General features: G+C 54.6%; 24 protein-coding genes. 14 read left to right on the top strand and 10 right to left on the bottom strand.

What is annotated here, in order from left to right:
- Positions 1–3: 3 nt before the first annotated feature.
- Complete coding sequence (gene flhA / locus F3J37_RS05365) at positions 4–2091, bottom strand: flagellar biosynthesis protein FlhA (protein ID WP_058960198.1); 2088 nt, start codon at positions 2089–2091, stop codon at positions 4–6.
- The gene (flhB, locus tag F3J37_RS05360; RefSeq protein WP_166932260.1) at positions 2084–3235 is read right to left on the bottom strand and encodes a flagellar biosynthesis protein FlhB; all 1152 of its coding nucleotides are present in this window, start codon (positions 3233–3235) and stop codon (positions 2084–2086) included. Before flhB ends, flhA begins: the two co-directional genes overlap by 8 nt.
- 988 nt (positions 3236–4223) lie before the next feature.
- Between flhB and F3J37_RS05355 the strand changes: the two genes are divergently transcribed.
- The 8 genes from F3J37_RS05355 to F3J37_RS05320 all read left to right on the top strand — a co-directional run bounded on the left by F3J37_RS05355 (position 4224) and on the right by F3J37_RS05320 (position 13221).
- A complete protein-coding gene (locus F3J37_RS05355) occupies positions 4224–4715 on the top strand; it encodes an SH3 domain-containing protein (protein ID WP_182058605.1) in 492 nt (163 codons plus the stop codon).
- Positions 4716–4800: 85 nt separating this feature from the next.
- Positions 4801–6015: a type IVB secretion system protein IcmH/DotU gene (gene icmH, locus F3J37_RS05350; protein ID WP_058960205.1), complete on the top strand. Its 1215-nt coding sequence runs from the start codon at positions 4801–4803 to the stop codon at positions 6013–6015.
- Positions 6015–8129, top strand: coding sequence for a type VI secretion system membrane subunit TssM (tssM, locus tag F3J37_RS05345; RefSeq protein ID WP_034828607.1), 2115 nt, complete (start codon positions 6015–6017; stop codon positions 8127–8129). Before icmH ends, tssM begins: the two co-directional genes overlap by 1 nt.
- Positions 8130–8142: 13 nt before the next feature.
- Entirely contained in the window at positions 8143–8841 is a 699-nt protein-coding gene (gene tagF, locus F3J37_RS05340) for a type VI secretion system-associated protein TagF (RefSeq protein ID WP_166932256.1), read from the top strand.
- A gap of 33 nt (positions 8842–8874) precedes the next feature.
- On the top strand, positions 8875–9990 hold the full coding sequence (tagH, locus tag F3J37_RS05335) for a type VI secretion system-associated FHA domain protein TagH (RefSeq protein WP_058960208.1): 1116 nt from the start codon (positions 8875–8877) through the stop codon (positions 9988–9990).
- A complete protein-coding gene (locus tag F3J37_RS05330) occupies positions 9987–10763 on the top strand; it encodes a PP2C family protein-serine/threonine phosphatase (protein WP_166932254.1) in 777 nt (258 codons plus the stop codon). The genes tagH and F3J37_RS05330 overlap by 4 nt, the downstream gene beginning before the upstream one ends.
- A 14-nt stretch (positions 10764–10777) precedes the next feature.
- Complete coding sequence (locus tag F3J37_RS05325; RefSeq protein WP_034824256.1) at positions 10778–11728, top strand: hypothetical protein; 951 nt, start codon at positions 10778–10780, stop codon at positions 11726–11728.
- A 65-nt stretch (positions 11729–11793) separates the two neighbouring features.
- Positions 11794–13221, top strand: a complete 1428-nt coding sequence (locus tag F3J37_RS05320) for a serine/threonine protein kinase (RefSeq protein ID WP_166932253.1) — start codon at positions 11794–11796, stop codon at positions 13219–13221.
- Here F3J37_RS05320 and F3J37_RS05315 read toward each other — a convergent pair whose 3' ends face one another.
- Entirely contained in the window at positions 13222–13890 is a 669-nt protein-coding gene (locus F3J37_RS05315; protein WP_034824260.1) for a gamma-glutamylcyclotransferase, read from the bottom strand. It abuts the gene before it with no gap.
- Positions 13891–14425: 535 nt separating this feature from the next.
- Here F3J37_RS05315 and chaA point away from each other — a divergent pair.
- The gene (gene chaA / locus F3J37_RS05310; protein WP_097116833.1) at positions 14426–15517 is read left to right on the top strand and encodes a sodium-potassium/proton antiporter ChaA; all 1092 of its coding nucleotides are present in this window, start codon (positions 14426–14428) and stop codon (positions 15515–15517) included.
- 70 nt (positions 15518–15587) lie between these two features.
- Here the strand turns inward: chaA and kdsA are convergent, their stop codons facing one another.
- From kdsA to hemA, 6 genes are read right to left on the bottom strand one after another with little or no spacing between them, the layout of a single operon-like run.
- Positions 15588–16442, bottom strand: a complete 855-nt coding sequence (kdsA, locus tag F3J37_RS05305) for a 3-deoxy-8-phosphooctulonate synthase (protein ID WP_034824264.1) — start codon at positions 16440–16442, stop codon at positions 15588–15590.
- 27 nt (positions 16443–16469) lie between these two features.
- Entirely contained in the window at positions 16470–17279 is an 810-nt protein-coding gene (sirB1, locus tag F3J37_RS05300) for an invasion regulator SirB1 (protein WP_034824266.1), read from the bottom strand.
- The gene (locus F3J37_RS05295) at positions 17276–17674 is read right to left on the bottom strand and encodes a SirB2 family protein (protein WP_166932251.1); all 399 of its coding nucleotides are present in this window, start codon (positions 17672–17674) and stop codon (positions 17276–17278) included. Before F3J37_RS05295 ends, sirB1 begins: the two co-directional genes overlap by 4 nt.
- 14 nt (positions 17675–17688) lie before the next feature.
- Positions 17689–18519: a peptide chain release factor N(5)-glutamine methyltransferase gene (gene prmC, locus F3J37_RS05290; RefSeq protein WP_166932250.1), complete on the bottom strand. Its 831-nt coding sequence runs from the start codon at positions 18517–18519 to the stop codon at positions 17689–17691.
- Positions 18519–19601, bottom strand: a complete 1083-nt coding sequence (gene prfA / locus F3J37_RS05285) for a peptide chain release factor 1 (RefSeq protein WP_034824272.1) — start codon at positions 19599–19601, stop codon at positions 18519–18521. Before prfA ends, prmC begins: the two co-directional genes overlap by 1 nt.
- A 41-nt stretch (positions 19602–19642) precedes the next feature.
- The gene (gene hemA, locus F3J37_RS05280) at positions 19643–20899 is read right to left on the bottom strand and encodes a glutamyl-tRNA reductase (RefSeq protein WP_038646436.1); all 1257 of its coding nucleotides are present in this window, start codon (positions 20897–20899) and stop codon (positions 19643–19645) included.
- A gap of 217 nt (positions 20900–21116) precedes the next feature.
- On the opposite strand from hemA, the gene lolB reads away from it, so the two are divergent.
- The 4 genes from lolB (at position 21117) to F3J37_RS05260 (ending at position 25081) form a co-directional block, all read left to right on the top strand.
- Positions 21117–21740 (top strand): lipoprotein insertase outer membrane protein LolB, encoded by a 624-nt coding sequence (gene lolB / locus F3J37_RS05275; protein ID WP_034824277.1) that lies wholly within the window; start codon positions 21117–21119, stop codon positions 21738–21740.
- On the top strand, positions 21737–22594 hold the full coding sequence (ispE, locus tag F3J37_RS05270) for a 4-(cytidine 5'-diphospho)-2-C-methyl-D-erythritol kinase (protein WP_166932248.1): 858 nt from the start codon (positions 21737–21739) through the stop codon (positions 22592–22594). Before lolB ends, ispE begins: the two co-directional genes overlap by 4 nt.
- 137 nt (positions 22595–22731) lie before the next feature.
- Positions 22732–23679 carry a ribose-phosphate diphosphokinase gene (gene prs, locus F3J37_RS05265; RefSeq protein WP_034824282.1) on the top strand — a complete coding sequence of 316 codons (948 nt, stop codon included), beginning with the start codon at positions 22732–22734 and terminating at the stop codon, positions 23677–23679.
- Positions 23680–23905: 226 nt separating this feature from the next.
- The gene (locus F3J37_RS05260) at positions 23906–25081 is read left to right on the top strand and encodes a GGDEF domain-containing protein (protein ID WP_166932246.1); all 1176 of its coding nucleotides are present in this window, start codon (positions 23906–23908) and stop codon (positions 25079–25081) included.
- On the opposite strand, the gene ychH is transcribed toward F3J37_RS05260, so the two are convergent.
- Positions 25078–25353, bottom strand: coding sequence for a stress-induced protein YchH (ychH, locus tag F3J37_RS05255; RefSeq protein ID WP_034824286.1), 276 nt, complete (start codon positions 25351–25353; stop codon positions 25078–25080). The genes F3J37_RS05260 and ychH overlap by 4 nt on opposite strands.
- 259 nt (positions 25354–25612) lie before the next feature.
- On the opposite strand from ychH, the gene pth reads away from it, so the two are divergent.
- Positions 25613–26200 carry an aminoacyl-tRNA hydrolase gene (pth, locus tag F3J37_RS05250; protein WP_034824288.1) on the top strand — a complete coding sequence of 196 codons (588 nt, stop codon included), beginning with the start codon at positions 25613–25615 and terminating at the stop codon, positions 26198–26200.
- The last annotated feature ends 96 nt before the right edge of the window (positions 26201–26296 follow it).

The raw sequence follows: 26296 nt of genomic DNA, 5'->3' as shown, positions 1-26296 counted from the left end.
CGGTTATTTGCCCCCAATGGTGGCGGTCATACGGATCTGGCGATTGTCGGTCAGCTCCATATTTGACAGCACCACCAACTGTGGCAGATTGCGGCGCAGGAAGCGCGCCAGCAAGGCACGCAGCGGATGGTTCACCAGCAGCACCGGTGGTGCACCCGTCATCTCTTGCTGTTGCAATGCACCCTGCGTCTGCACTAACAGACGATCGGCCAGACCGGGCTCCAGCCCGCCGCCGCCCTGCAAGGCCTGCAGTAGCAGGCGTTCTAAGGTGGCATCCAGTCCAATCACCTGTACTTCGCCGTTACCCGGGAACCACTGCTGAGTAATCGCACGGCCCAGCGCCACACGCACCACGCTGGTCAGCTCTTGCGGATCGGTCTGGACCGGCGCATGTTCCGCCAGGGTTTCGATGATGGTGCGCATATCGCGGATCGAAACACGCTCAATCAACAGGTTCTGCAGCACTTTGTGCAGGGTGGTCAGGGTGATAACGCCCGGCACCAGATCTTCCGTCAGCTTCGGCATCTCCTGGGTCACGCGATCCAGCAGCTGTTGCGCTTCCTGACGACCAAACAGTTCACTGGCGTATTGACCAATCAGGTGGTTCAGATGCGTTGCCACCACAGTACTGGCTTCTACCACGGTAAAGCCCTGAATCTGCGCCTGCTCTTTCAGCGCACTATCGATCCAGATTGCCGCTAAACCGAAGGCAGGATCGACGGTCGGTTCACCCGGCAAAGAACCGGCTGCAGTACCAGGGTTGATCGCCATCCAGCGCCCAGGATAGGCATCACCGCTGCCAATTTCCACGCCTTTCATCAGGATGCGGTAACGCGCAGGCGGCAACTCCATGTTGTCACGGATGTGCACCACCGGCGGCAGGAAGCCCACCTCCTGTGCGACTTTTTTACGGATACTGCGGATGCGGCCCAGCAGCTCACCGTTTTGCAAATGATCAACCATGGGAATCAGGCGATAACCCACTTCGAGACCCAGCGAATCTTCCAGCTGCACGTCTTTCCAGGAAGCTTCCACCGTGGCGGGTGTCTCCTGCGTTTTGACCAGACTAGAAGGTTCCGAGGTAGTCTTCGGTTTCATCTCTCGACCGCGCAGCCACCAGGCCAGACCAAGCAACGCGGCGGTAAACAGCAGGAAGACAAAGTTGGGCATACCCGGCACCAGGCCGAGCAGACCGATAACACCACCACTCAGCATCAACACACGCGGATTGCTAAACAGCTGGGAGACCATCTGATCGCCCACATCCTGATCGGTGCTGACGCGCGTCACGATAACACCCGCAGCGGTAGAGATGACCAGCGCCGGGATCTGTGCCACCAATCCATCACCGATGGTCAGCAGTGTATAGGTTTCACCTGCGTGCCCCAGATCCATGCCGTGCTGCACCACGCCCACCAGCAGACCGCCGATGACGTTAATCACCATAATCAAAATACCGGCGATGGCGTCACCACGTACGAACTTACTCGCACCGTCCATTGAACCGTAGAAATCGGCTTCCTGGGTCACTTCGCTACGACGACGTTTGGCTTCCTCTTCCCCGATTAAACCGGCGTTAAGGTCAGCATCGATAGCCATCTGCTTGCCGGGCATCCCATCCAGCACAAAACGCGCGCCCACTTCGGCGATACGTCCGGCACCTTTGGTGATAACCATGAAGTTGATGATAACGAGGATGATGAACACCACGATACCGATGGCAAAGTTACCGCCCACGAGGAAGTGGCCGAAAGCTTCAACCACGCGTCCGGCGGCATCGGCACCCGTATGGCCCTCAAGCAGGATAATACGGGTTGAGGCGACGTTCAGCGCCAGGCGCAGCAACGTTGAGAACAGCAGAATGGTCGGGAATGCCGCGAATTCCAGCGTACGCTGGGTAAACATTGCCACCAACAACACCATGATCGATAAGGCAATGTTGAAGGTGAACAGCAGGTCGAGAATGAAGGCAGGTAACGGCAGCACCATCATCGACAGGATCAACATGATCAGTATCGGTCCAGCCAGCACCTTCCACTGCGTGTCTTTAAAGTTGCCCGGTAAACGCAGCTTTTCGGCCAGATTAGCCATCGTTTCTGTTCTCTCCTGCAAAGTCCATGTCTGCCGGAACCGGCAGCTGTTTTGGTTTGGTTGGGATCAAGCCACCTTCGCGTTTCCAGCGACGCAGTTGCCATACCCAGGCCAGCACTTCCGCCACGGCAGCGTAAAGCGCGCCGGGGATGAACTGACCAATTTCCGTGTGTCGATACAGCGCACGCGCCAGCGGCGGTGCTTCTAAAATCGGAATGCGATGTTCTTTTGCCAGCTCACGAATTTTTAGCGCAATATCCCCGGCCCCTTTCGCAATCACCTTTGGCGCGCTCATCTTGCCTTCCTGATACTGCAACGCCACCGAGTAGTGCGTTGGGTTGGTGACGATAACGTCGGCTTTCGGTACATCTGCCATCATGCGACGACGGGCCGCCGCACGCATCGCCTGACGAATGCGCCCTTTGACGTGCGGGTCACCTTCGTTTTGTTTGTGTTCGTCGCGGATTTCCTGGCGGGACATTTTCAGCTTTTTGAAATGGCTGTAGAGCTGCCAGAACACGTCGAAACCGACCATGGGCACCAGGCCCAGCATGATCAACGCACAGCTAATGGCGATCATGGTTAAACCGTGATGGAGCGCGTTGATGGGGGATTCACTGATTAACCGCAGCATCTCCTGCCAGTGCGACCAGATGTACCAGCCACCCACCAGACCCACCAGCACCGCCTTCAAAATGGCTTTTAGCAGTTCCGCCCAGGTCTGTGAGGAAACCATGCGTTTAAGACCACTCAACGGGTTCAGCTTGTTGAAATCCAGCTTGATCGATTTACCGCTGATATTGATCCCACCCAGCAGCATCGGTGCAGCTATCGCCACAATTACCAGGCCTGCCATCAACGGCAGCAGCGCCATCACTGCCTGGCCGATCAGGTTGCTGATGTGGGCGATGATCATTTTGTCATCGGTCACCATGGCATGATCGAAACGAAAGCCAGTGGCCAACATGCTGGCCAGCTGTTCAGCCATCAGTTCGCCGCCGAGCCACAGGATCAGCAAGCCCGCCAGCAGCATCAGTACCGATGTCAGCTCGCGCGATCGCGGAATCTGCCCCTCTTCTCGCGCCTTCTCTAGTCGGTGCGCCGTGGGCGATTCTGTTTTGTCCTCGTCGCTCTCTTCAGCCACGACATACCTCAGCTGGCAGGAATTCTAAGGCATAGGATGCCAAAACCCGCCAAGGCTAAAGCGTGGATTAAGGGGGGAAAATACGAGTTTATTTAGCCATAAGAGAAATTGCGATGTTGCAGCACAAGCCCGCTCCTCATGCGCGTCCCACCGTTACGCACCAGGCTACTTTAGCCAATCAGGAGAAACTGAATGCCGCATGCTGCTTATACGAACCTGAATAAGGAATAAAAAAAGGCGTCCTCCCGCACGTGATGAAAACATGGGGCCGGACGCCTTTATCCAAAGCACTCACTTTCTCGCTATTAACGAAGCAAATGCGCAATGTCTCTTTGCTATAGCAAAGCCTGTGCCAGATAATTATCACTTTAAATTCAATCTATCAGCGAAGCTGACTTGCCAACCATCATTTACTTTGCACAGAGATGACGCAGAATAAGCACAAAACTTGTGCAACCCCCTCCTCCGGGTTATGACTTTAGTGTTATTGCCCATACCCTGAAGTTTGGTCACAACACCGTAAGTAAAAAAAGTATGAGTCTTAAGCAAAAGCTGTGCCGTACTGACTTTAGATAGGGCGGAAGTGTGCACGGAAATTCCGAAAGTAAGAAAATTGTTTACCTGCGCAATCTTTTTTTAACCTTAAGGAAAGATTAAGAACACTTATCAATGACAAGACATCTTTCTACGGCACTTCGGCTTTATCGCCTGCGTCACACACTTACACGACTAAATAAGTAAATTCAGCTTATCTATCACTAAAGGCACAGGTTTTTTATCCCCCTGATATGCGCTGTTTTCGCCCGGTAGCACGGGTTTTCTCGCTATGCAATGGATTGAATTCTCAAAAGTCTTAGGTAGACTGAGCACAGTACTATCTTTCTGTAATCTGACTGTTTTTTGATGGCTTTCCCGCTGCATACTCTGCCCGCCTTAAATGCGTGTGCCACATATTAATCTGCAGCTAATCTGATGAAATTTGAGGTTCATGGTGAATAAGAGTCTGTTGCTCACTCTGCTGGCAGTATTGACGTTGGCGGGTTGTAAAGCGCCACCACCGCCGATGACTGATGACACCCTGGTCACCAGTGAGGTAAATGGCGTCAAGCTGGTTCACCGTCATGCGGTGGCAGCGCCAGGCGAATTCACGCCGGTTAATGAGAGTTTCCGCGCACTGTATGCGGCGTCGGTGATGACCACGCCAGATTATGGCGGCAAGGTCGTTCGTTATCTCGATAACGCTAAACCATTTGAAGTACTGGGACGTGTCGAACACAGTTGGTTAGCCATTGCCGATGAACCCAATGGACAGCTGATTGGTTACATCCCGCCGAAAGCCGGGGTTGAAAGTAGCCGTTATGACGCCACCCTGCGCAGCGACCGTCCACGTCCCCGCCGTACTAAACAGGTCTGCGTGGCCGTTGGCGGTGCCAGCAAGGCTTGCCGCACCAACGATACCGCGACCTGGATCCTAGACTGATAATGCAATATGGCGCAGATTGTCCACAGCAAGGTCGCACTCTGTGGACGCTCCCTAGCGCCATTGCCAGGAAAAAAGATATTTAATGACCCAGGATTCTGTTGTCCGCGATGGCATTGTCGCGGGCAACGATAACCTTTTGCTTAATGCCGCAGCACCGATATTGAATGCCGTTGTCCGTATACGGCAGGCTGCTACGCATGACGATCCCGCCGGTTTACGCCAGTTACTCATTGAAGAGATCCGCCAATTCGAACATCGCTGCAAGCAAGCCGGTTTGCCGTTTGAGATGATTATTGGTGCGCGCTACTGTTTATGCAGCGTACTGGATGAAGCCGCCGCACAAACTCCATGGGGTACGCGCGGTGTGTGGTCAGGGAACGGCATGCTGGTCACTTTCCATAATGAAAGCTGGGGCGGCGAAAAAGTGTTTCAGCTGCTTTCCCGCGTCTCGCAAAGCCCGCAGCAACACCTGTGGTTGCTGGAGCTGATTCATTACTGTCTGTTGCTGGGCTATGAAGGACGTTATCGCGGCAGCGATGCTGGCCGTGCACAGTGTGAAGGGATTCGTAAACGTCTCGCTCAACTGATCCAGGAAACGCGCCCGTCGACCACGAACCCGGCCGTGCCGCTGGTGGAAGTGCATCCCCTGGTCAGCCGCTTAACCCGTCCGATGGTGCCGCTATGGGCCTGTGCGATGTTAGCGGCCCTGATTGCCTGCCTGATTTACAGCGGCCTGAACTGGCGGCTGGGCAATGCGGCCGAGCCGCTGCTGCGCGCCATCTATCAAACACCGCTGCCACAAATTATGCCCGGCCGTCGCCCTACCTCACCGCAGGCATTGCTGGATTTGCATCAGCGTTTGAATGATGTGATCGCCGCCGGTCAACTTGAAGTCAGCGATGGCGCCTTTGGCAGTAAAGTGATCATTCCTGCCGATAAACTCTTCTCCCCTGACGGTACCGTGGTCAATCAGGTTGGTCGCGCGCTGTTGGCGCACGTTGCCAGCGCCATGAAAACCGTTAAAGGCACGGTACTGGTGTCGGTGTATACCGATAACAGCCCGGTGGATGGGCGTTTTGCCTCAAGCTATGAATTTTCCTTTGCGCGCGCACGCGCCGTGACCCAGTTGCTAAACCCGCAACTGGCGGAAGGGCACAGTGTGAAAGCGGAAGGCCGCGGCGACAGTAATCCGCTGCTGCCAAATGACAGCAATGAAAACCGCGCGCGCAACCGCCGTGTGGAGATCACCCTGTTTGCCGCACCGGAAACCCTTGGCAATCATCCAGGAGGTGAGTGATGCGCGCATCGCTGCAACATCTGTTAACCCACCGCCTGCTGTGGAGCCTGATTGGTGTCACTGCCTTAAGCTGTGTGCTGTGGATGCTCGGCCCGCTGTGGAGTTGGGGAGACACCCGCCCGCTAGAGCCGGTGTTTCCTCGTCAACTGCTGGTCGGTTTGCTGTTCTTCTGCTGGGTGCTGTTCCAGTTTATCCCGGCGATCTGGCGCGGCTGGTTTAACAGTAAACTCCTCAACCGTTTGCAGGAGATGAGTCACGAAGAGCTGTCCGATCGTCAGGCCACTGATACGCTGCTGGCTCAGCGCTTCAGTGAAGCAGCGCTGCGCCTGAAACGCACACAGTTTGGTCGACGTCATCAACAGAACTGGTTGGCCCGCTTTCAGAGCCACTATCTCTACCAACTTCCCTGGTATGTGATGATTGGGGCGCCCGGCGCGGGCAAAACCACCGCCCTGCTCAATGCCGGACTGGAGTTTCCACTGACCGATAGCCTTGGCAAAGCGGCGATTCGCGGCGTCGGCGGTACGCGTCACTGCGACTGGTGGTTTACCGACAGCGCGGTGTTGATCGATACCGCAGGGCGATATGCCCTGCAGGAGAGCCAGCGTGCACGCGACGGCGCCGAGTGGCAGAGTTTCATTAACCTGCTGAAACGCTATCGCACCCGCCAGCCGATCAACGGGGTGATCATGACCATTAGCGTTGCCGATCTGCTCACCGATTCCGCGGAAGCACGTCACGCTCAGGCCAGCGCGTTACGTAGCCGCATGCAGGAGTTACACCAGCAAACCGGTATCCATTTCCCGGTGTATGTGATGGTGACCAAGACCGATCTGCTTAAAGGGTTTTTAAGCTTTAACGAAGGCCTGAGCAAACCGCAGCGCGACGCCATCTGGGGTTTCACCTTCCCCTGGGAACCGGGCAAACCGCACAAAGATGACTGGCATAACAGTTTTAGCCAGCAATATCAGCGTTTGGAACAGCGCCTGCAGCAGCAACTACCCACGGTGATGGCGAATGAACGCGATCTCACCCTGCGTGCTGACTGTTTCCTGTTCCCACAGGAGTTCAGCTCGTTAAGGCCGTTGCTGAATGAGTACCTGGATGTGGTGTTCTCGCGCCATGAGGATGAGATTGCCTGGTCAGCGCGCGGCTTATTCTTTACCAGCGGGACTCAGGAAGGCTTACCGTTTGATCGCATCATGGGCGAACTCAACCGTAAGCTTCAATTGCCACATACCGGTGAAAGTAGCCTCGCCACCTGGGATAGCGTCACCCGTAATAACCCCATCCCCGGCAATAAAGGCCAGAGTTTCTTTATCCGCGACCTGCTGAGCGATCTGGTGTTCCGCGAAAGTGGCTTAGCGGGCAGTAACCGCCATTGGGAGTACCGCAACCGCCTGTTCCACTGGATTGGCTACGGTGCGCTCACTGGCGCATTGCTTTTGCTCTCCGGTTTATGGTTGGCCAGCTATGTCCAGAACCAGCAATATCTTAACCAGGTCGCTGAGCGTATTGAGCCAATGACTCGTCAGAGTCAGCAGGTGATTCATCAGCCAGCCGATAATATCTTTGATCTGCTACCCTTCTTAAATAACCTGGTGAAGCTGCCGTTGTCGGAGCGCTTTTCCCTCGACAATCCACCGCTTAGCATGCGCGTGGGTCTCTATCGTGGCAACCAGGTAAGCGATGCGGCATGGGTGCTTTATCAAAATGCGCTTAAGTCTCTACTGTTACCGCGCGTGGCCCAGCAAATCACCAATTTGCTGCGTGATGACCCCGGTAACGACAATGAATACAGCCGCAATGCGCTGCGTGCCTATCAGATGTTGTATCAACCGCGCAATTATGACGGCGAATTCCTGCGTGCCTGGCTGATGCAGAATCTTCAACGCAATCTGCCAGATGATGTCAGCGCCCGGGATTTGCAACAGCTTGACTGGCATCTTAGCCAGCTTCTGGATCAGCAGATTCAGTCGTCGCCTTATGCGCGAGATAACGCACTAATGATGCGCAAGCTTGCAGAAAATCTGAAAATTGCCGGTGCGAATGGCAGTTCGCTGGCGATTGCACCACAGCGGGTTTCGCAGCGATTGACCGGACACAGTGAGTAATGGTGAGGTAACCATGGCGACGCACACCGCGCCGGGTTGGTACGGCAAATTGCCGGCCACCGGCGATTTCCTGCGCCAGCGCCTGAGTGAGAATACCGTGACGCCCTGGAGCCATTGGTTTCAACAGGGGCTCATGCACTGGCATCAGCAACCCGATGCCTCCACTCAGCTGTTTCTGCGCGCACCTGTCTGGAATTTTGTTCTGCCGCTGTCGCCGCTACGTCAGCAGGTGCAGATGGGCTGCCTGCTGCCCTCGTGCGATCGCGTGGGGCGCAGCTGGCCGCTGTTGGCTTTGCGGAGTTTTCCGCTCAGCCACTGGCACAGCGCTCAGCTGGCCATGTCGGGCGACTGGTTTCAGGAGTTGGGCGCGCTGCTACTGCGCGGCGTGCGTGACCGGCTGAACCCCGATGCGCTGGAGCAGCAGATGCAACGCGTCACGCCGCTGATGGTCCCGGATAATCAGCGCAGCGATATTATGGATGTGATTGGTTTTGATGATCTGCCCTGCACGCTGAGCTGGCGTGAAGTGGCGGATAAATTTGATCCCCAGCAGCATATTAGCTACTGGTGGAGTAATCGCAGTGACGGTTTTGCCCACGCCACACATAAACACAGTGGGCCGCTCACCGCGCAACTTTTTGCGTTACTGTTTAACCCGGCGGCAGGTGCACAGCCGGGACGCAACGGCCTCTATCCACCCATGTTTGAATGAGCCGCAGCGTTTTCCTTGTTAACAGGATGACTCATGCAATTTACCATTGTGCAGTGCAATACGGATGTGCCAGCAAAGACGGTTGCTTTTAAACCGCCAGGGGGAACCATTGGCCGCAGTCAGGATAACGATCTGGTACTGCCTGACGAATCGCGCGCCATTTCACGCTTGCAGGCGCTGGTGCATATCTCCCCGGAAGGTGAGTGCCGCCTGACCAATCAGGGCAGCGTGACCTCGGTGGTATTGAACGGCGTGGCGCTACAGCGCGGTTCACAAGTGCAATTACAGCATGGTGATGCACTGCAAATCGGCGATTATGGCCTTGAGGTGCGCGATCCTGCCTGCCAGAGCACCCAGCATGATGACCCGCTCACGTTCTTCGCGGACAGCGCTGCCGATCCTCTCGGTATGCAGCAGGCATTCGACAGGGTGCCGGAACCCACTGCGGCGCGTCCGGAGCGCCTGACTGACCCACGCCTGGGTATTGATCCACAAAGTGATGCCCCTTCGGCTCCCGCCACGTTGCCGCATGCAGATCAGGACAAGCTGCTGGCCGCGCTGCTGGAGGGCATGGGATTGAACAATGGCCATCACACGACGATCACCGAAGAGCAGATGCGCGTGACCGGCCGCATGCTGAGCCTGTTCTCGCAAGGCACTGTTGCCCTGCTCTCTTCCCGTTCGATCCTCAAGCGCGGCGTGAAAGCCGATATGACGATGATCCTCAATGAGGCCAACAATCCGTTTAAAATTTTACCTTCGGGTAAGACGGTATTGATGCAGATTTATCAGAGCCAGATGCCCGGTTTTATGCCGCCAGAAGCGGCAGTGCGCGATGCACTGGTGGATTTGCAGGCGCATCAGCTGGGTATGATCGCTGGCATACGCGCGATCATCGCGGCGATGCTGCAATCCTTCAATCCGCAACGGCTGGAAGAGGAAGCACGTAAAGATGGCGTGTTGCCTAAGCTACCGTTTAACGGCGGGCGTAAAGCGGCCTTGTGGGATTACTTTTCACGCCACTATCAGCGCACTGCCGGTGAAATTGAAGATGACTTCCATACCCTGTTTGGTGAAGCGTTCCTGCATGCGTATGACATGGAAGTGAATCAATATAAAGATTCCCAGACCCGGACCGAAGACGCATGAAAATGATGTTTGCCAGCCGTTGCCAGCAGGGAATGCGCGATGAAAACCAGGATCGCACCGGAGCCGAGCTGGATGAGCACAAAGCCTGCTTTCTGGTTTGCGATGGCGTGGCCGGTTTGCCTGGCGGTGATAAAGCGGCGCAAATCGTGCGGGATACGCTGCTGACTCAGTTACACAACAGCCCGACGTTCACGCCCGAGAGCACTCGTGCAGCGATTGAGCACTGCCAGCAGGTGTTGCATGAGGCGCAGGGAAAAAATCCGAAATATGCTCGCATGAGCACCACGCTGGCCGCGCTGTTTATTGACCGCGAGACACAGCGTGCATGGTGGGCGCATGCTGGTGACAGCCGGGTTTATCACTTCCGTCATGGGGTGTTGAGTCAAGTGACGCGTGACCATAGTCTGGCCCAGCAACTGCGCGAAGCAGGCTATGAAAATACCGGAATTAACAGTAATTTACTCTATAATGCGCTCGGCGTTGAGCCTGCACGTCCAGCCACCTTTAGTGAAGTGATTTCATTGACGGATGGCGATGCGTTTCTCGTCTGCACCGACGGGTTCTGGCTCAATCTGACCACTCACGAGATGGAACAAGCCCTGCGCATGGTCAATGCCTGCGAAGAGTGGCTGACTTTGATGGAACAAGCCGTTAACCGCAGTGTAAAAAGCGACAATCTCAGCGCTCTGGCCATCTGGATTGGCGAACCGCAGGAAGCGACGCTGCTTTATTCCCAGGCTGATGCGGCACGTTTTCTGCCGACACGTTATTGATCCCAAGGACCCTTATGAAAGTGTGGTTGCCGGGCTTAGCGACCCTGTTGCTGGCTCTAAATGCGCAAGCTGATGATTATCGTGTGGTCTATTCGCCGAGTCTGTCGCTTGAAGTCTATATCGATAATGTGGCCAGCAATTCACCCAACGACTGGTGCAAAGAGACCTTGCCGTTGCGTATTGTTTCCGGCAAAAGCACTGATTCCAGCATTCTGACCAGCTTCCTGCCGCGCGTTGGCACGCTGCTGGCGAATCAATGCGGCACGCTGGATGAAATCCCGTGGCAGATGACCAACAAAGACGGCAGCGTGCTGGCCAACGGCAGCGCAGCAAAATTACAGAACTGGCGACCCATCGTGATTAACGATGCGACCGCCAGTGCCAGTGCCAGCAATGCCGCCCCGCTGGATCTCTCACGCCCGGCAGACAGCACCCCATTGCAGCACTTCACCCTACCAGCGGGTTGTCATTTCCGCACCTCCTGGGACGAAAACGGCGACTCGCTATTTATTCCGGATAACCCGCAGCAGCACTGCTCCACGGATGGCTGGCTTGAAGGCCCGAGTGAATTAACGCTGATGAGTGGTGACAAAACCCGCTCGCTGGCGGTGAATTTCTATCAGGGCTATCCCATTGCCAACCTCAAGCTCAGCGGCCCGGCACTGGAAGTGGTGGCGGTGAACAAACAGCGCATGATCGTGACGCGTCCGGACGCCGAAGAGAGTTGGTTAGTGCTGCCGTTCGATAGCCAGCAACATGTGTGGCGCTTCACCGGCAATCTGCTGATTAAAATGGATAAGACAGCAGGTCAAGACAGTGACACGGTGAAGAGTCGGGTTGAAACCTTACGCGGCGTTTGGTCGTCGCAGTTTATGCCACAGCAAAAAGTGACTGTGTTACTGATTGACACCCTGCATGCGGATCTTGCCGATCCGGCGATTGGTGCCTGGCGTAACATTAATTAATTAGCGGTCGTCGCCTGACGTCAACAGACTGGCAGGCGCTACAGGACGTGTTCAGAGAGTTCACTATGTCGGCAAACGAAAACCACACACCGAATGCCCTGCCTGCGGGTTACCGGTTTAATGAATTTGAAATCAAGGAAGTGATTGGCGGCGGCGGCTTTGGCATCGTTTACCGTGCCTGGGACCATCAACTGGAACGCACCATCGCCATCAAAGAGTACATGCCGGTTTCACTGGCGGTGCGTGCCGCTGACCTGTCGCTGGAGTTGCGTGGCGAGCGCTTCCAGAAACTATTCAACGCCGGACGTAACAGCTTCATTCAGGAAGCCCGTTTGCTCGCACGTTTTAATCATCCCGGCCTGCTGCACGTGTTGCGCTTCTGGGAAGAGAATGGCACCGCCTACATGGGCACGCTCTACTACAGCGGGATGACATTAAAAGAGTGGCAGGTCACCAGCCCGGACAGTATCGATGAGTCCTGGATTCGTCGGCTGTTACCGCCGCTGTTTGGCGCAATTAATACCATCCATACCGCCGGTTATCTGCACCGTGATATTTCGCTGGATAACATCCAAATCCAGGAAAATCAGCTGCCGGTGTTACTCGATTTTGGCTCAGCGCGGAAGGAGATCGGCAATCTCTCCGATGAAACCGAGATCATGCTGAAGCCTGGCTTTGCCCCGATTGAGCAATACAGCGAAGAGGGTGAAGTTGAGCAAGGTCCGTGGACCGATATCTATGCGCTTGGCGCGGTGCTGCACAATCTGATTACCGGCCATGCGCCTCCGGTTAGCGTGGTGCGCTGCATCGAGGATAACTATCAGCCACTGGTTGAACGCAAGCCAGCAGGCTATTCCCTGCCGCTACTGCATGCCATCGACTGTGCGCTGGCAATGAAACCCGGCGATCGCCCACAAAGCATTGATGCGTTTGCCAGCCTGATTGATTTGCCGGTGAGCGATGTTGAAGCACTGGTCACCACCTTCCCGGTGGCGGTTGAAGCTCCAGCTCCAGCTCCAGCGCCTGAGCCCGTCGCCGCTCCGGTGCCTGAACCACAGGTAATGGCGGTGAATCATGCAGCGGCGGCGATTGAACCTGTCACGCCACGCAACGTGCGTCGCCTTTCGCCTGGTCTGGTCGCCGCCGCTGCCATTGCCATTCTGGCCGTGGTGGTGGTGGTGTGGAAAACGAATCGCCACAGTGAAACCGCTTCGATCGCCGCTACACCTTCTGCGTCAGCGCCGGTGGCGAGTCAGAGTGCAGCAGCCAGCGCGTCAGGTATGGCAACCGTCTATCTGCGCTTGCAGGAGGGAGAGAAAGTGCTGCTTAACGGCGAAGCGAAGGACGTGAAACCCACCAGCAGCGGCTTTGCTTCACTCAATCTGGCGGCGGGGAGTTATCGAATTGAAGTGCAAAATGGCAGCCAGGTAATGAGCCAATCACTGACCATTGACAAACCCGGAACCTGGCTGATTAATCCGGTTAAACAGTAGTTAACGCGCTGCAGACTGCTGCAGCGCCCTCACCTCAGCGGCCAGACGCGTCAACGCATCTTCCTGCATGCCGCGTTTACCCAACTCCTGTTCGAGGGAGTAGAGATACTGAGCATTGGTGCCCAATGGTCCGCTGGCCTGGGCAATCAACGGTGCGATGGTGCTGCGACAGGAGTCTGCTTCATACAGCGGGTGACGCGGATCCATGATGAATACCAACGCCGTCACTTTACGAGCATCTTCCAGTTCCAGTTCGCACCAGGTTGGCAGATAACAGCCGGTGATCATCTCGCGCTTCCACAGCAGCTCCAGCTCGTCATGCAGCCGCGCTTCGGGTAAACGGAAAGCCAGACCGCTGGTTGAACCGCCTTCTTTTAGCGCCAGCATACGACCGGGCGTCGATACCGTTCCTCTGCCGGCGGTCAGACGCAGACAGAAAGCACGATGCCAGCCTTCGAGTCGTCCGGAAGCTACTTCTTCCGCCTCAAAAACCGGGTTCCACATCAGGGAGCCATAGCCAAAAATCCACACCGGGCTTTGGTCAGGGCGACAAGCCAGTGTGGCAGCGAGTGACGCGGCACGCTTTTCACAGCTCCACAGCAGCGCTTCGTCGATATCGCCAAATGATGTTTTACAATCCGCTTTTAAAAGAAATTCCCGGGTTAACAATGCGACCTCCTCTACTGCGCTGACATCCTGTCGGTTCGGCTCCTCAAAGATGATGTCTTACAGGCAACACGCGTTGCGTCGACTTAAGAGAAGACATTAATGCATTTTTAACAAAAGTTTCAAGATTGACCCCGATCACAAAGGGGAAATTCTTTGTAAATAGCATCGGCTGCCTGGCAGATAACTTGAACAGAGTGATGACGAAGAAAGCAATGAAATGGCAAACATATACTTTAGTTGCACAAGGTTTTTTAAATCCACAAAACCCAGACAAACCGCAATTAAATCAGATTAAAACAGGTATTATTTTATCTTAAAATTACTTTTATCGATTCATAACAAAATGAATAGTCTATGTTATTAGTAGATAATTACTTCTTTTGCTGGATTAGAATAAAAAACCTGAATAAGTAAAGTCGCGTAAAAAGCCTGAAACACAACTGTTGAAAAGTTACACTGCGCTGCGTCAGAAAAGTCATTATATTTATCAGGCACTGATCGCCTGTTTTGTTCTTTTTGCCGGAGAGGATGGTGAATGGCTACACATGAGAAAACCCGACATACCGAGTACTCACTGATTTTCCCGATTGTCGCGCTGACGGTGCTGAGCTTCTTTGGCGGTCAGACGGCATTATTGCCGATTATCGGCATCAACCTGCTGGCGCTGGTCGCCATCCTTTGTAGTGCTTTCAGCGTGGTGCGTCATGCTGACGTGCTGGCACACCGCCTGGGTGAACCCTATGGCTCGCTGATTTTGAGCCTGTCTGTGGTGATTCTGGAGGTCAGTTTGATCTCCGCCTTGATGGCCACCGGCGATGCTGCACCTGCGCTAATGCGTGACACGCTCTACTCCATCATCATGATTGTCACCGGCGGCCTGGTGGGTTTTGCGCTGCTGCTCGGCGGACGCAAATTCGCCACCCAATATGTCAATCTGGCGGGCGTAAAGCAGTACATGATTGCCATCTTCCCGCTGGCGATTCTGGTGCTGGTGTTTCCGAATGCGCTGCCAGGCGGTAACTTCACCACGGCTCAGGCGTTGATCATTGCCGCGATCTCCGCTGCCATGTACGGCGTGTTCCTGCTGATTCAGACCAAAACGCATCAGAGCCTGTTTGTTTATGAGCATGAGGATGACGGTGATGATGGCGATCCGCATCATGGTAAGCCTTCTGCGCATAGCTCGCTGTGGCATACGGTATGGTTGATCATTCATCTAATCGCGGTGATCAGCGTGACCAAGATGAACGCCAACACGCTGGAGCATCTGCTGACGGAACTCAATGCACCTGAGCAGTTCACCGGCTTCCTGGTGGCGTTGCTGATTCTGTCGCCGGAAGGGTTAGGGGCAATCAAAGCGGTGTTAATGAACCAGGTACAGCGTGCGATGAACCTGTTCTTTGGTTCGGTATTAGCCACCATCTCTCTGACGGTGCCGGCGGTCAGCATCATCGCTACCCTGACCGGTCAGCAGCTGATATTTGGTCTTGAACCACCACATATGGTGATCATGAGTGCCGCGCTGATTTTGTGCCATATTTCGTTCTCAACCGGGCGTACCAATGTGCTGAACGGCGCCGCGCATCTGGCACTGTTTGCCGGCTATTTACTGACAATTATGCTGTAGCGTCTGACGCTCAGATTCAAAGCAAAAAAAAGGCGCCCATCGGCGCCTTTCTTACATCTGGATAACGCAATTAGTTGCTGGTATCCAGTTCCGGGAAACTCTTGACCAGATCATCAATCGCTTTCATCTGCACCAGGAATGGCTCCAGCTTATCCAGCGGCAGCGCGGATGGGCCGTCGCATTTCGCGCTGTTCGGCTCAGGGTGCGCTTCAATAAACAGACCAGCGATACCCACCGCCATACCCGCGCGAGCCAGTTCAGCTACCTGCGCGCGACGTCCACCTGAAGCCGCGCCGAACGGATCGCGCGTCTGCAGTGCGTGGGTCACGTCGAAGATAACCGGGCTGTTGTTGGTGACCTTCTTCATCACGTTGAAGCCCAGCATATCGACAACCAGGTTGTCGTAACCGAAATTGCTGCCACGGTCGCACAGGATTACTTTGTCGTTACCGCCTTCCGCGAATTTATCGACAATGTTACCCATCTGGCCAGGGCTAACGAACTGCGGTTTCTTAACGTTGATGACTGCACCGGTTTTCGCCATCGCTTCCACCAGATCGGTCTGACGCGCCAGGAACGCAGGCAGCTGAATCACATCAACGACATCCGCCACCGGCTGCGCCTGTGAAGCTTCATGCACATCAGTGATGATTTTCACGCCGAACGCCTGTTTCAGCTCCTGGAAAATCTTCATGCCCTCTTCCAGACCTGGACCACGGTAGGATTTGATGGAAGAGCGGTTAGCTTTGTCAAAAGAGGCTTTGAACACGTAAGGGATACCGAGTTTGTCGGTCACTTTTACATAGTGTTCGCAAATACGCATGGCGAGGTCGCGCGATTCCAGCACGTTCATGCCACCAAAGAGAACAAATGGCAGATCGTTTGCGACCTTGATATCGCCGATATTTACTACTTTCTGAGTCATGCCCTTTCCTTATTGTCGAGATGACGCTTAGTGCAGCGTCACCTGTTTCTGTTCAATTGCGTGAATCTGCACTTTAATCATTTCGCTGACCGGATCTTCTGGACACTGTTCAACGAAGTAGGTCAAATCGGTCAGTGCGATATGTTCACACTCAAGCTGAGCGTAGATTAACCCCCGATCGCGGATTTCATACGGGTCATCGGGATCAATCTGCAGCAGTACCTGGCTGACGTTTAACGCCAGTTCCATCTGCTTCTCTTCCATCAGTGCCGCTTTCAACGTATCCAGCATTTTACGCATCACGTTGATGGTTTTGGCTTCATCCAGATCATCATTGTAGAGCTTCGCAGTCGGGCTGATATTGCCCTTCAGCCACACTTCCAGCGTATGTGTATCCAGCGTTTCGCCGTTGAAAGGGTTGATCAACCACATTTCACCGTCCAGCCAGTCAGCACGCAGAATCAACTGGGTGGGGAAAATCACCGGGATCAGCGGCAGCTCCAGCTCGTCGGCAATGTGTAACAGAATCACCCCCAGCGATACGGCGGTGCCCTGTCGGCTCTTCAGCACTTTATCGATCCACAGCGCATCGGACAAATTGTAGACGCCGCTGGCGCCACCAAAGCCCCACTGGCGATAAAACAATTCAAGCAGCTTGCCCAGTTGCAAGTCGGCATCCTGTTCGCTACTGACGTATTCCCGTGCTTCTTCAACTAATGCCGCCAGCTGTTGCTGAACGGATGGCGCAGAAAAATCATTGCGTATGGCGCAGGTTGCGCCAATCACCGCTTCACTCAACGGTGTTTCACTGTAATCAACTAGCTCTGGCGAGGTCATACTATCCCCAATAACGGCATTTTGGTCATCGCCAGCTTAATCACAAACAGCAGTGCTACGATTGCAATCAGACAAGCGATCCAACGTGTCCCCATCTTGCGTGGGCGACGGCTCAATGCCACGGAACCTAAGGCGATGTAGATAATAACCCCTAACAGCTTCTCCGTCAGCCAGCTTCCTTGCGGTGAGAACGGATAAAAGTGTGTGATCACCACCAGCCACACGCCACTGAGCAGCAAAAAGGTGTCATTAATATGCGGCGCAATGCGCACCCAGCGACGCTGTAGCATCGCTGAACCGGTGATTAACCAGTAAAAACGCAGCAGAAACAAGCTGATCGTCAACGCTACCGTCAGCAGGTGGAAATGTTTAACCAGCGGATACCAGCTTGCCATGGTGCTTCCTTAAATCAAAAAAATTGCCCAAGTGTGACGCGCGGATTGCCGCCATAATCGTTAATGCTGCTGACATGCTGATAGCCGTGCTGCGTCATGATGGCGCGCACAGCTTCATCTTGTTGCCAGCCGTGCTCCAGCAACAGCCAGCCGCCAGGCTGCAACCACTGTGGGGCACGGTGAATAATCAAACGTAAATCGGCCAGCCCGGCTTCATCGGCCACCAGTGCGCTAAGCGGTTCAAAGCGCACATCGCCCTGCTGCAGATGTTCATCGGCGGCGTCGATATAAGGAGGATTACTGACGATGACATCGAAACGCTGGGCGGGAATGTCATTAAACCAGTGGCTGAGCTGGAAACGCGCATTGCTAATGTGCAACCGCTGAGCATTCTCTTCCGCCAGCGCCACGGCTGCTGGGATACGGTCGCAGCCCAACACCTGGCAGTCAGGACGCTCACTCGCCAGCGCTAACGCGATAGCTCCGGTGCCAGTGCCAAGATCGAGCAAGGAGGACGGTGTTGCGGGAATACGTAAGAGCGCCTGTTCCACCAGCACTTCGGTGTCCGGTCGTGGAATCAAGGTGGCATCATTGACGCGCAACGGCAGCGACCAAAACTCACGCTCGCCCACCAGATGCGCAATCGGTTCGCCTTTCAGCCGACGCGCCAGCAGCGCATCAAGTTCGGCAAGCTGAGTAGCGTCGAGTTCATGATCGTCAAACGCCACCAGCCAGCTGCGTGATTTTCCAGTAACAAAACCCAGCAAAATCTCCGCATCCCGTTTCGGGCTGTCTCCGCCACAGAGCGCGACCACTGCGTGCTTGAGCCAGTGGCGAATCATCATCAGTCTTGTCCAGCCAGCGCGGCCAGCTGATCGGCCTGATACTCCTGCACAATCGGCTCGATCAACGTATCCAGCTTGCCTTCCATGGTTTCATCCAGGCGGTACAGCGTCAGGTTGATACGATGATCGGTAACACGACCCTGCGGGAAGTTGTAAGTGCGGTTACGGTCCGAACGGTCGCCGCTGCCCAACAGGTTGCGACGGGTTGAGGCTTCTGCCGCATTACGCTTGGCGGTCTCGGCGGCATGAATACGCGCACCCAATACTGCCAGCGCTTTGGCTTTGTTTTTGTGCTGGGAACGTTCGTCCTGACACTCAACCACAATACCGGTGGGCAAGTGGGTAATACGAATCGCTGAGTCGGTGGTGTTAACGTGCTGACCACCGGCACCTGAGGAGCGGAAGGTATCGATCTTCAGATCGCCCGCGTTGATTTCCGGCATTTCTGCTTCCGGCAATTCTGGCATCACCGCCACGGTGCAGGCAGAGGTATGAATACGGCCCTGAGATTCGGTTTCCGGGACGCGCTGAACGCGATGACCGCCGGATTCGAATTTCAAACGACCGTAAGCGCCTTCACCATTAATTCGGGCGATAACTTCTTTGTAGCCGCCGTGCTCGCCTTCGTTGGCGCTAATGATCTCGACCTGCCAGCGGCGTGCTTCGGCATAACGGCTGTACATACGGAACAGATCGCCTGCGAAAATTGCCGCTTCATCTCCGCCGGTTCCGGCGCGCACTTCCACAAAGCACGAACGTTCATCATCGGGATCTTTTGGCAGCAGCAGCACCTGAAGCTGTTGTTCCAGCACTTCACGCTTCTCACGCGAAATTTTTAACTCTTCGTTAGCCATTTCACGCATTTCAGGATCGTCGAGCATCATTTCAGCTGTTTCGATATCTTCCTGCACCTGCTGCCAGTCGCGGAAGCAACGGGTCACATCGGTCAACTGTGCATATTCGCGTGATAAGGCGCGAAAACGTTCCTGATCGCCAATGACGCCGGCATCGCCCAGCAACGCTTCAACTTCTTCGTGGCGTTCCTGGAGGGCTTCCAGCTTGGCAACAATAGAGCTCTTCATGTAATAGAGGGTATCCCAGTGATAGGTCGTGACAGACCAGATTACTCTAAACCGAGGCTGTCACGTAAGATCTGCAGGCGTTCGCTGTCGCCATCGCGCGCGGCCTGCTGCAGTGATTTGGTTGGTGCATGAATCAGACGGTTGGTCAGCTTGTGCGCTAACTCTTGCAAGACTTTCTCGGCATCCGCGCCCTGACGCAGCGCGGCAATCGCACGCTCCTGCAACTCGGCACGCACGTCGTCAGCTTGTGAACGATATTCGCGAATGGTGTCGCCCGCGCTTTGCGCACGCAGCCACGCCATAAATTCGCCACTTTCCTGCACAACTATGCTTTCGGCCTGGACTGCAGCGGCTTTGCGTTGTGCCATATTCTGCTCGATGATCGCTTGCAGATCATCGACGCTGTACAAATAGGCGTTCGCCAGTTTACCCACTTCAGGTTCGACATCACGCGGTACGGCGATATCCACCAGCAGCATCGGCTGGTTGCGACGTGCTTTCAAGGCGCGCTCCACCATGCCTTTGCCAATAATCGGCAGCGGGCTGGCAGTAGAAGAAATAATGATATCCGCATCGGCCAGACGGGTTTCAATATCACCCAACCCAATCACTTCTGCGCCCACTTCATCGGCCAGCAGCTGCGCACGCTCGCGGGTGCGGTTGGCAATCATCAACTTCTGCACTTTGTGTTCACGCAGATGACGCGCCACTAACTCGATGGTTTCCCCGGCGCCCACCAGCAACACGTTGACCGTGCTGAGTGATTCGAAGATTTGACGCGCCAGAGAACAGGCGGCGAAGGCGACAGAGACCGCGCTGGCACCGATTTCAGTTTCGGTGCGAACACGTTTAGCGACGGAAAAGGTCTTCTGGAACATGCGCTCCAGCTCGCTGCTTAGCGCATGGTCACGCGAAGAATCAGCATGGGCCTTTTTAACCTGGCCGAGAATTTGCGGTTCGCCCAATACCAGCGAGTCAAGACCGCTGGCAACGCGCATCAGATGGCTGACGGCGGCGTTGTCCTGATGCCAGTAAAGGCTGGCACGGACATCCTCTTCACGCAGATCGTGATACTCGCACAACCAGCGCACTAACCTCTCCTGCAAATCTGTCTGCTGCTCTACGCTGAGGTAAAGTTCAGTACGATTACAGGTTGAGAGCACCACACCACTCTGAACCATCGGCTGGGACAACAGGCTATTCAGAGCCTGATCCAGCGTGTCTGGCAGAAACGCAACGCGTTCGCGCAGCGCAACAGGTGCGGTTTTGTGGTTGATTCCGAGAGCAAGCAGCGTCATGGTGATTCGGGTTGGGATGTCCCAATATTTGTCAGGGCTTTGTGAAGCGCATTCTACAAGATGCCACAGATCAAGAAAAGCCATACAAAGGCTATGACTGTAATAAGATTAAACTGATCGTGCGCAATTATCCTTACATCGGCATTGACGGCATAGTATTGGATGGTTAGCGTTATCGGTTACGAAGTAAAAACGTGTCTGAGGAGACGACCACGTGATGCATTTGCCCCCGCGCAAGCTGTTGCGCCTTTTGCCCCTTGCCAGCGTATTGCTGGCTGCTTGTAGCATCAACAAACCACAAGGTCCTGGCCCCAGCACCACCTCACCGCAATGGCAGCAGCATCAACAAGCCGTTGAGAAAATCACCCAATATCAAACGCGTGGCGCTTTTGCCTATCTTTCCGATAAGCAAAAAGTCTATGCGCGCTTTAACTGGCAGCAAACCGCCGCCGATCGCTATCGTCTGTTGTTAACCAATCCGCTGGGCAGCACCGAGTTGCAGCTGGATGCGCAGGGGTCGGTGGTGCAAATTGTCGATAACAAAGGCAAGCGCTATGTGAGCAATGACGCTGAGAAGATGATTTCACAGTTGACCGGCATGGATATTCCGCTGGCGAATCTGCGTCAGTGGATGATGGGTCTGCCGGGTGATGCCACGGATTATCAGCTCAATAGCAGCTATCAGTTGCAGAGTGTGAATTACAGCCGTAATGGCCAGCAGTGGAAAGTGAACATCTCTGATTACGACAGCAAAGTGAATCCACCGCTGCCGGCCAACCTGGAACTGACAGAAGGTGGTCAGCGTATCAAACTGCGCATGGATAGCTGGACCACGCAATGATCACCACCTGGCCTGCTCCGGCAAAACTGAATCTGTTTCTCTACATTACGGGCCGTCGCGCTGACGGCTACCACAATCTGCAAACGCTGTTTCAGTTTCTTGATCACGGCGACACGCTTGAGATCACGCCTAACAGCAGTGGGAACATTACGCTGCTGACGCCGTTAGCGGGCGTCGCCGATGACGACAACCTGATCGTGCGGGCGGCGCAGATGTTACAGCAAGCAGCAGCCGCTCGCGGTACGCTGCCGGAAAACTCGGGGGTGCAGATAGCCCTGGAAAAACGCCTGCCGATGGGCGGCGGACTGGGCGGAGGCTCTTCCGATGCCGCGACCGTGCTGGTGGCGCTGAACCATTTATGGCAAACCGGGCTAAGCGTGGATGAGTTAGCCACCCTTGGCGTGCAGCTTGGTGCTGATGTTCCGGTGTTCGTGCGTGGGCACGCCGCCTTTGCCGAAGGGGTTGGCGAGGAGATTCAGCCTGCTGAACCTGAAGAAAAATGGTATCTGGTGGCACATCCTGGTATTAGCATCGGCACGCCGGATATCTTTCGCGATCCTGACTTGACGCGCAATTCACCGATACGCACATTAGATGAACTGTTACAGCGTCCTTTTCACAATGATTGTGAAGCTGTGGCAAGAAAACGTTTTCGCGAGGTTGATGCGCTGCTTTCCTGGCTGCTAGAATACGCGCCGTCGCGCCTGACTGGGACCGGATCTTGTGTATTTGCTGAATTTAGCACCGAATCCGCTGCTCGTCAGGTGCTGGAGCTTGCCCCGAAATGGATTTGCGGATTTGTGGCGCGCGGGCTTAATATCTCGCCGTTGCAACGCACCCTTTCCGGGCTCTAAGCGTTTGCGTGACAGTGCCACCCTGTTCCAGGCACTGCACGTGACGCATTAACACACCCGTATGAACGACTTCAAAAGTATTCGCCGGTTACTTTTGAAACGTTCATTCTCTGGACGCCAAGCCTGAGGTTCTTCTCGTGCCTGATATGAAGCTATTTGCTGGTAACGCCACCCCGGAACTAGCACAACGTATTGCCAACCGCCTTTACACTAGCCTCGGAGACGCCGCTGTCGGCCGTTTCAGCGATGGTGAAGTAAGTGTACAGATCAACGAAAATGTACGCGGTGGTGATATTTTCATCATCCAGTCCACCTGTGCCCCCACCAATGATAATCTGATGGAGCTGGTTGTGATGGTCGACGCGTTGCGTCGGGCTTCTGCTGGTCGTATTACTGCTGTTATCCCTTACTTTGGTTATGCCCGTCAGGACCGCCGCGTGCGTTCTGCTCGTGTGCCTATCACCGCCAAAGTGGTTGCCGATTTCCTCTCCAGCGTGGGTGTTGACCGTGTTCTGACGGTTGATTTGCACGCCGAACAGATTCAGGGCTTCTTCGATGTCCCGGTTGATAACGTGTTCGGTAGCCCAATCCTGCTGGAAGATATGCTGCAGATTGGCCTGGAAAACCCGATTGTGGTTTCCCCGGACATCGGCGGCGTCGTGCGTGCGCGTGCTATTGCTAAGCTGCTCAATGACACTGATATGGCTATCATCGATAAACGTCGCCCGCGTGCGAACGTTTCTCAGGTGATGCACATCATCGGTGACGTGGCAGGTCGTGACTGTGTACTGGTCGACGATATGATCGACACCGGCGGTACGCTGTGCAAAGCAGCTGAAGCGTTGAAAGAGCGCGGCGCGAAACGTGTCTTCGCTTATGCGACTCACCCCATCTTCTCTGGTAACGCGGTCGAAAACCTGCGTAAGTCAGTGATCGATCAGGTTATCGTGTGCGACACCATTCCGCTGTCAGACGAGATGAAAGCCCTGCCAATCGTGCGTACCTTAACGCTCTCTGGCATGCTGGCCGAAGCGATTCGCCGTATCAGTAACGAAGAGTCCATCTCCGCAATGTTCGAACATTAATACATTGCATGAAACCGGGCCCCGCGCCCGGTTTTTTATTCCCAACAATCCGCTTCATTTACCGATTAAGCCGCTCTCGCTACAGATATTTTCGCGATAAATTTCGTTAAAACTCGCTATTCTCCCTGCCTTACACTCTTTTCATTCGACACGCGATGCTGCACTTTAGCGGGCCATTGATTAGTGGTATTTTTCTCCACACTTTTTTCTGAGAACTCCGACCACTATGACTCTCGACATTTACACACTATTTGTTTGCGAGCTCTATGTGCTGGGTTTTTTGAGCATTATTTTGGTGTTCGCCTGGGTGGGTGCGCAGTACGATCGCGTGCTGGGGTTCACTACGCTGGCGCTCACATTGACCCTGACAGCGGTGTTTCTCAGCAGCCTGCGCAGTGCTGGTTTTGTTTTTCTTCCCATCGCTGTCGGCAACGTGGTGATGATGCTGGCCTATGGTAATCTGCTGAACGCTTTTCGAGCATTCTGCAATAAACTTCTCGGATTCAGCTGGTTAGCGGCTGCATTGTTATGGGCCATTCTCTGCGCGTTCCCGCAGTTTTACGCCAGCCAACCTAAACGCGTTTTAGTCATATGTCTGCTTTGCATTATTTACACCGGTGCCCTGATTCGCCTGTTGTGGCAATCGCGCGATGCACTGCAGGTGACCTTTTGGCCGGCGCAGATGTTGCTGTGGATCCATCTGCTGTTTCACGTGGCGCGCATTTTCCTGGATGACGCCATCGCTACGCCGGTGCGCGGCGCGATAGCCGGTTCCAGTTTTTCGGTGTACGTGATTCTAGAATCCATTCTGTTTGTGATTGGCCTGACGTTTACCATTCTGGCGATGGTCAATGAGCGCACGCAAATAGCTCACAAACGAGCCTCGCTTCACGATCCCCTGACCAGCGTCTGGAATCGTCGCGCCCTGTTCGAGCAAGCCGACAGATTAGTGGTGCGTAACACGCGAAATCCCCAACCGCTGGTTTACACCGCTGTGCTGTTTGATCTCGACCATTTCAAAGGCATCAACGATCGTTACGGCCATCTGCAAGGTGACCGCGTATTAATCGATTTTTGTCAGGTGGTGCAGGCGTTGCTGCCCGCAGAAGCTCATTTTGCCCGTCTGGGCGGTGAAGAGTTTGCGGCGATTCTGCCGGGCAATAGCGAGGATGCAGAACGGGTGTGTGAGCGTATCCGTCTGGCGACACAGCTGTCGCAGCCCAACGACGTCTGCTATACCGTGAGTATTGGCTATGCTACCGCTAACCATCGCGATCACACCTTCCCGATTTTACTCGGCCTGGCGGACGAAGCGTTATACCGTGCAAAAGCCAGTGGCCGTAACCGCGTCGAACGTTATTTTGTGCAGTTACAGCCGGTGCAGGAAGCCGCTCTCTCTTAATGTGAAGAGTGATTGCGGCGGCAGCGTTTGTCACCGTAATGGCGTAACCAAAAGTAGCGGTCTTCGACACGCTCACGTCCGCTGACACGTGCCCCCACCAGCCACAGCAGTGCCCCGACAAAGATGCTGAACATGGCACCATGTGCGAGGAACTGCGGCAGATTTAACGCAGGCAGCTGATTAATAATGGAATAGCCGACGCCTAATACCATCGTCAGTAAACCTAAACACATCAGGCCATTACCTAAATAGCGGCATTGTTGACGTTTCATGATTCACCTCCATCCTTATGAAAAAGCAAAACAGCACGTATGGTTAACTTGTCATAAGTTTAGGCAATGACTGCCGGTTAAGTTGCGTACAGGATCACACATCCTTCACAATCTCTGACATTTCTTTACGGCCAGAGGCTTGATTTCGATAGAAATTGATAAGTCACGAAGAGGTATCATCTGTACTCAGCACCCTTTGTCATCGCCGCTTGCAGGCAGTAAACTATCGCCCTTTCCGCAGCAAGACAGGATAAACATCGTGAGCAGCATTAAACTGATTGTGGGGCTGGCCAATCCCGGCGCTGAATACGCCGCAACGCGCCATAACGCAGGTGCCTGGTATGTGGATTTGCTGGCCGACCGGAACAATCAGTCATTGAAAGAGGAGCCGAAATTCTACGGCTACACTGCACGCCTGTCTCTGGCGGGTGAAGATGTCCGTTTGCTGGTGCCCACTACTTTTATGAACCTGAGTGGCAAAGCGGTTGCGGCAATGGCGACCTTTTATCGCATCGCACCAGAAGAGATCTTAGTGGCACACGATGAACTGGATCTGCCTCCTGGCATCGCCAAATTCAAACAGGGCGGTGGTCATGGCGGGCATAACGGTCTCAAAGACATCATCAGTAAGCTGGGCAATAACAATAATTTCCATCGCCTGCGGGTTGGCATCGGTCATCCCGGCGATCGCAATAAGGTTACCGGCTTCGTGTTGGGCAAACCGCCTGCCAGCGAGCAAAAACTGATTGACGATGCCGTGGATGAAGCGGTGCGCTGCACAGAACTGTGGCTGAAAGAAGACAAAATCAAGGCGATGAACCGCCTGCATGCGTTCAAGGCTGGCTAAGCCCAATTCCCGCGCCGCAGAAGGCAATTCTGTGTATAATGCGCGAAATTTTTTGAATCTGTCGGCGCTGCCAGCCAGTGCCGTACACTCAGTGAG

The organism is Candidatus Pantoea communis, assembly GCF_011752685.1.
GTDB classification, from domain to species: Bacteria; Pseudomonadota; Gammaproteobacteria; order Enterobacterales; family Enterobacteriaceae; genus Pantoea; species Pantoea communis.
Note: the sequence above shows the minus strand (reverse complement) of the source record. Positions and strands in the feature narration are given on the sequence as shown.

Coding starts and splice junctions, on each gene's coding strand:
- ispE (WP_166932248.1), top strand. CDS start 21,737: ATGATCACCACCTGGCCTGCTCCGGCAAAACTGAATCTGTTTCTCTAC.
- F3J37_RS05295 (WP_166932251.1), bottom strand. CDS start 17,674: ATGGCAAGCTGGTATCCGCTGGTTAAACATTTCCACCTGCTGACGGTA.
- F3J37_RS05320 (WP_166932253.1), top strand. CDS start 11,794: ATGTCGGCAAACGAAAACCACACACCGAATGCCCTGCCTGCGGGTTAC.
- chaA (WP_097116833.1), top strand. CDS start 14,426: ATGGCTACACATGAGAAAACCCGACATACCGAGTACTCACTGATTTTC.
- F3J37_RS05260 (WP_166932246.1), top strand. CDS start 23,906: ATGACTCTCGACATTTACACACTATTTGTTTGCGAGCTCTATGTGCTG.
- flhA (WP_058960198.1), bottom strand. CDS start 2,091: ATGGCTAATCTGGCCGAAAAGCTGCGTTTACCGGGCAACTTTAAAGAC.
- prmC (WP_166932250.1), bottom strand. CDS start 18,519: ATGATGATTCGCCACTGGCTCAAGCACGCAGTGGTCGCGCTCTGTGGC.
- sirB1 (WP_034824266.1), bottom strand. CDS start 17,279: ATGACCTCGCCAGAGCTAGTTGATTACAGTGAAACACCGTTGAGTGAA.
- tagF (WP_166932256.1), top strand. CDS start 8,143: ATGGCGACGCACACCGCGCCGGGTTGGTACGGCAAATTGCCGGCCACC.
- F3J37_RS05325 (WP_034824256.1), top strand. CDS start 10,778: ATGAAAGTGTGGTTGCCGGGCTTAGCGACCCTGTTGCTGGCTCTAAAT.
- tagH (WP_058960208.1), top strand. CDS start 8,875: ATGCAATTTACCATTGTGCAGTGCAATACGGATGTGCCAGCAAAGACG.
- tssM (WP_034828607.1), top strand. CDS start 6,015: ATGCGCGCATCGCTGCAACATCTGTTAACCCACCGCCTGCTGTGGAGC.
- ychH (WP_034824286.1), bottom strand. CDS start 25,353: ATGAAACGTCAACAATGCCGCTATTTAGGTAATGGCCTGATGTGTTTA.
- prfA (WP_034824272.1), bottom strand. CDS start 19,601: ATGAAGAGCTCTATTGTTGCCAAGCTGGAAGCCCTCCAGGAACGCCAC.
- lolB (WP_034824277.1), top strand. CDS start 21,117: ATGCATTTGCCCCCGCGCAAGCTGTTGCGCCTTTTGCCCCTTGCCAGC.
- hemA (WP_038646436.1), bottom strand. CDS start 20,899: ATGACGCTGCTTGCTCTCGGAATCAACCACAAAACCGCACCTGTTGCG.
- F3J37_RS05355 (WP_182058605.1), top strand. CDS start 4,224: ATGGTGAATAAGAGTCTGTTGCTCACTCTGCTGGCAGTATTGACGTTG.
- icmH (WP_058960205.1), top strand. CDS start 4,801: ATGACCCAGGATTCTGTTGTCCGCGATGGCATTGTCGCGGGCAACGAT.
- kdsA (WP_034824264.1), bottom strand. CDS start 16,442: ATGACTCAGAAAGTAGTAAATATCGGCGATATCAAGGTCGCAAACGAT.
- F3J37_RS05330 (WP_166932254.1), top strand. CDS start 9,987: ATGAAAATGATGTTTGCCAGCCGTTGCCAGCAGGGAATGCGCGATGAA.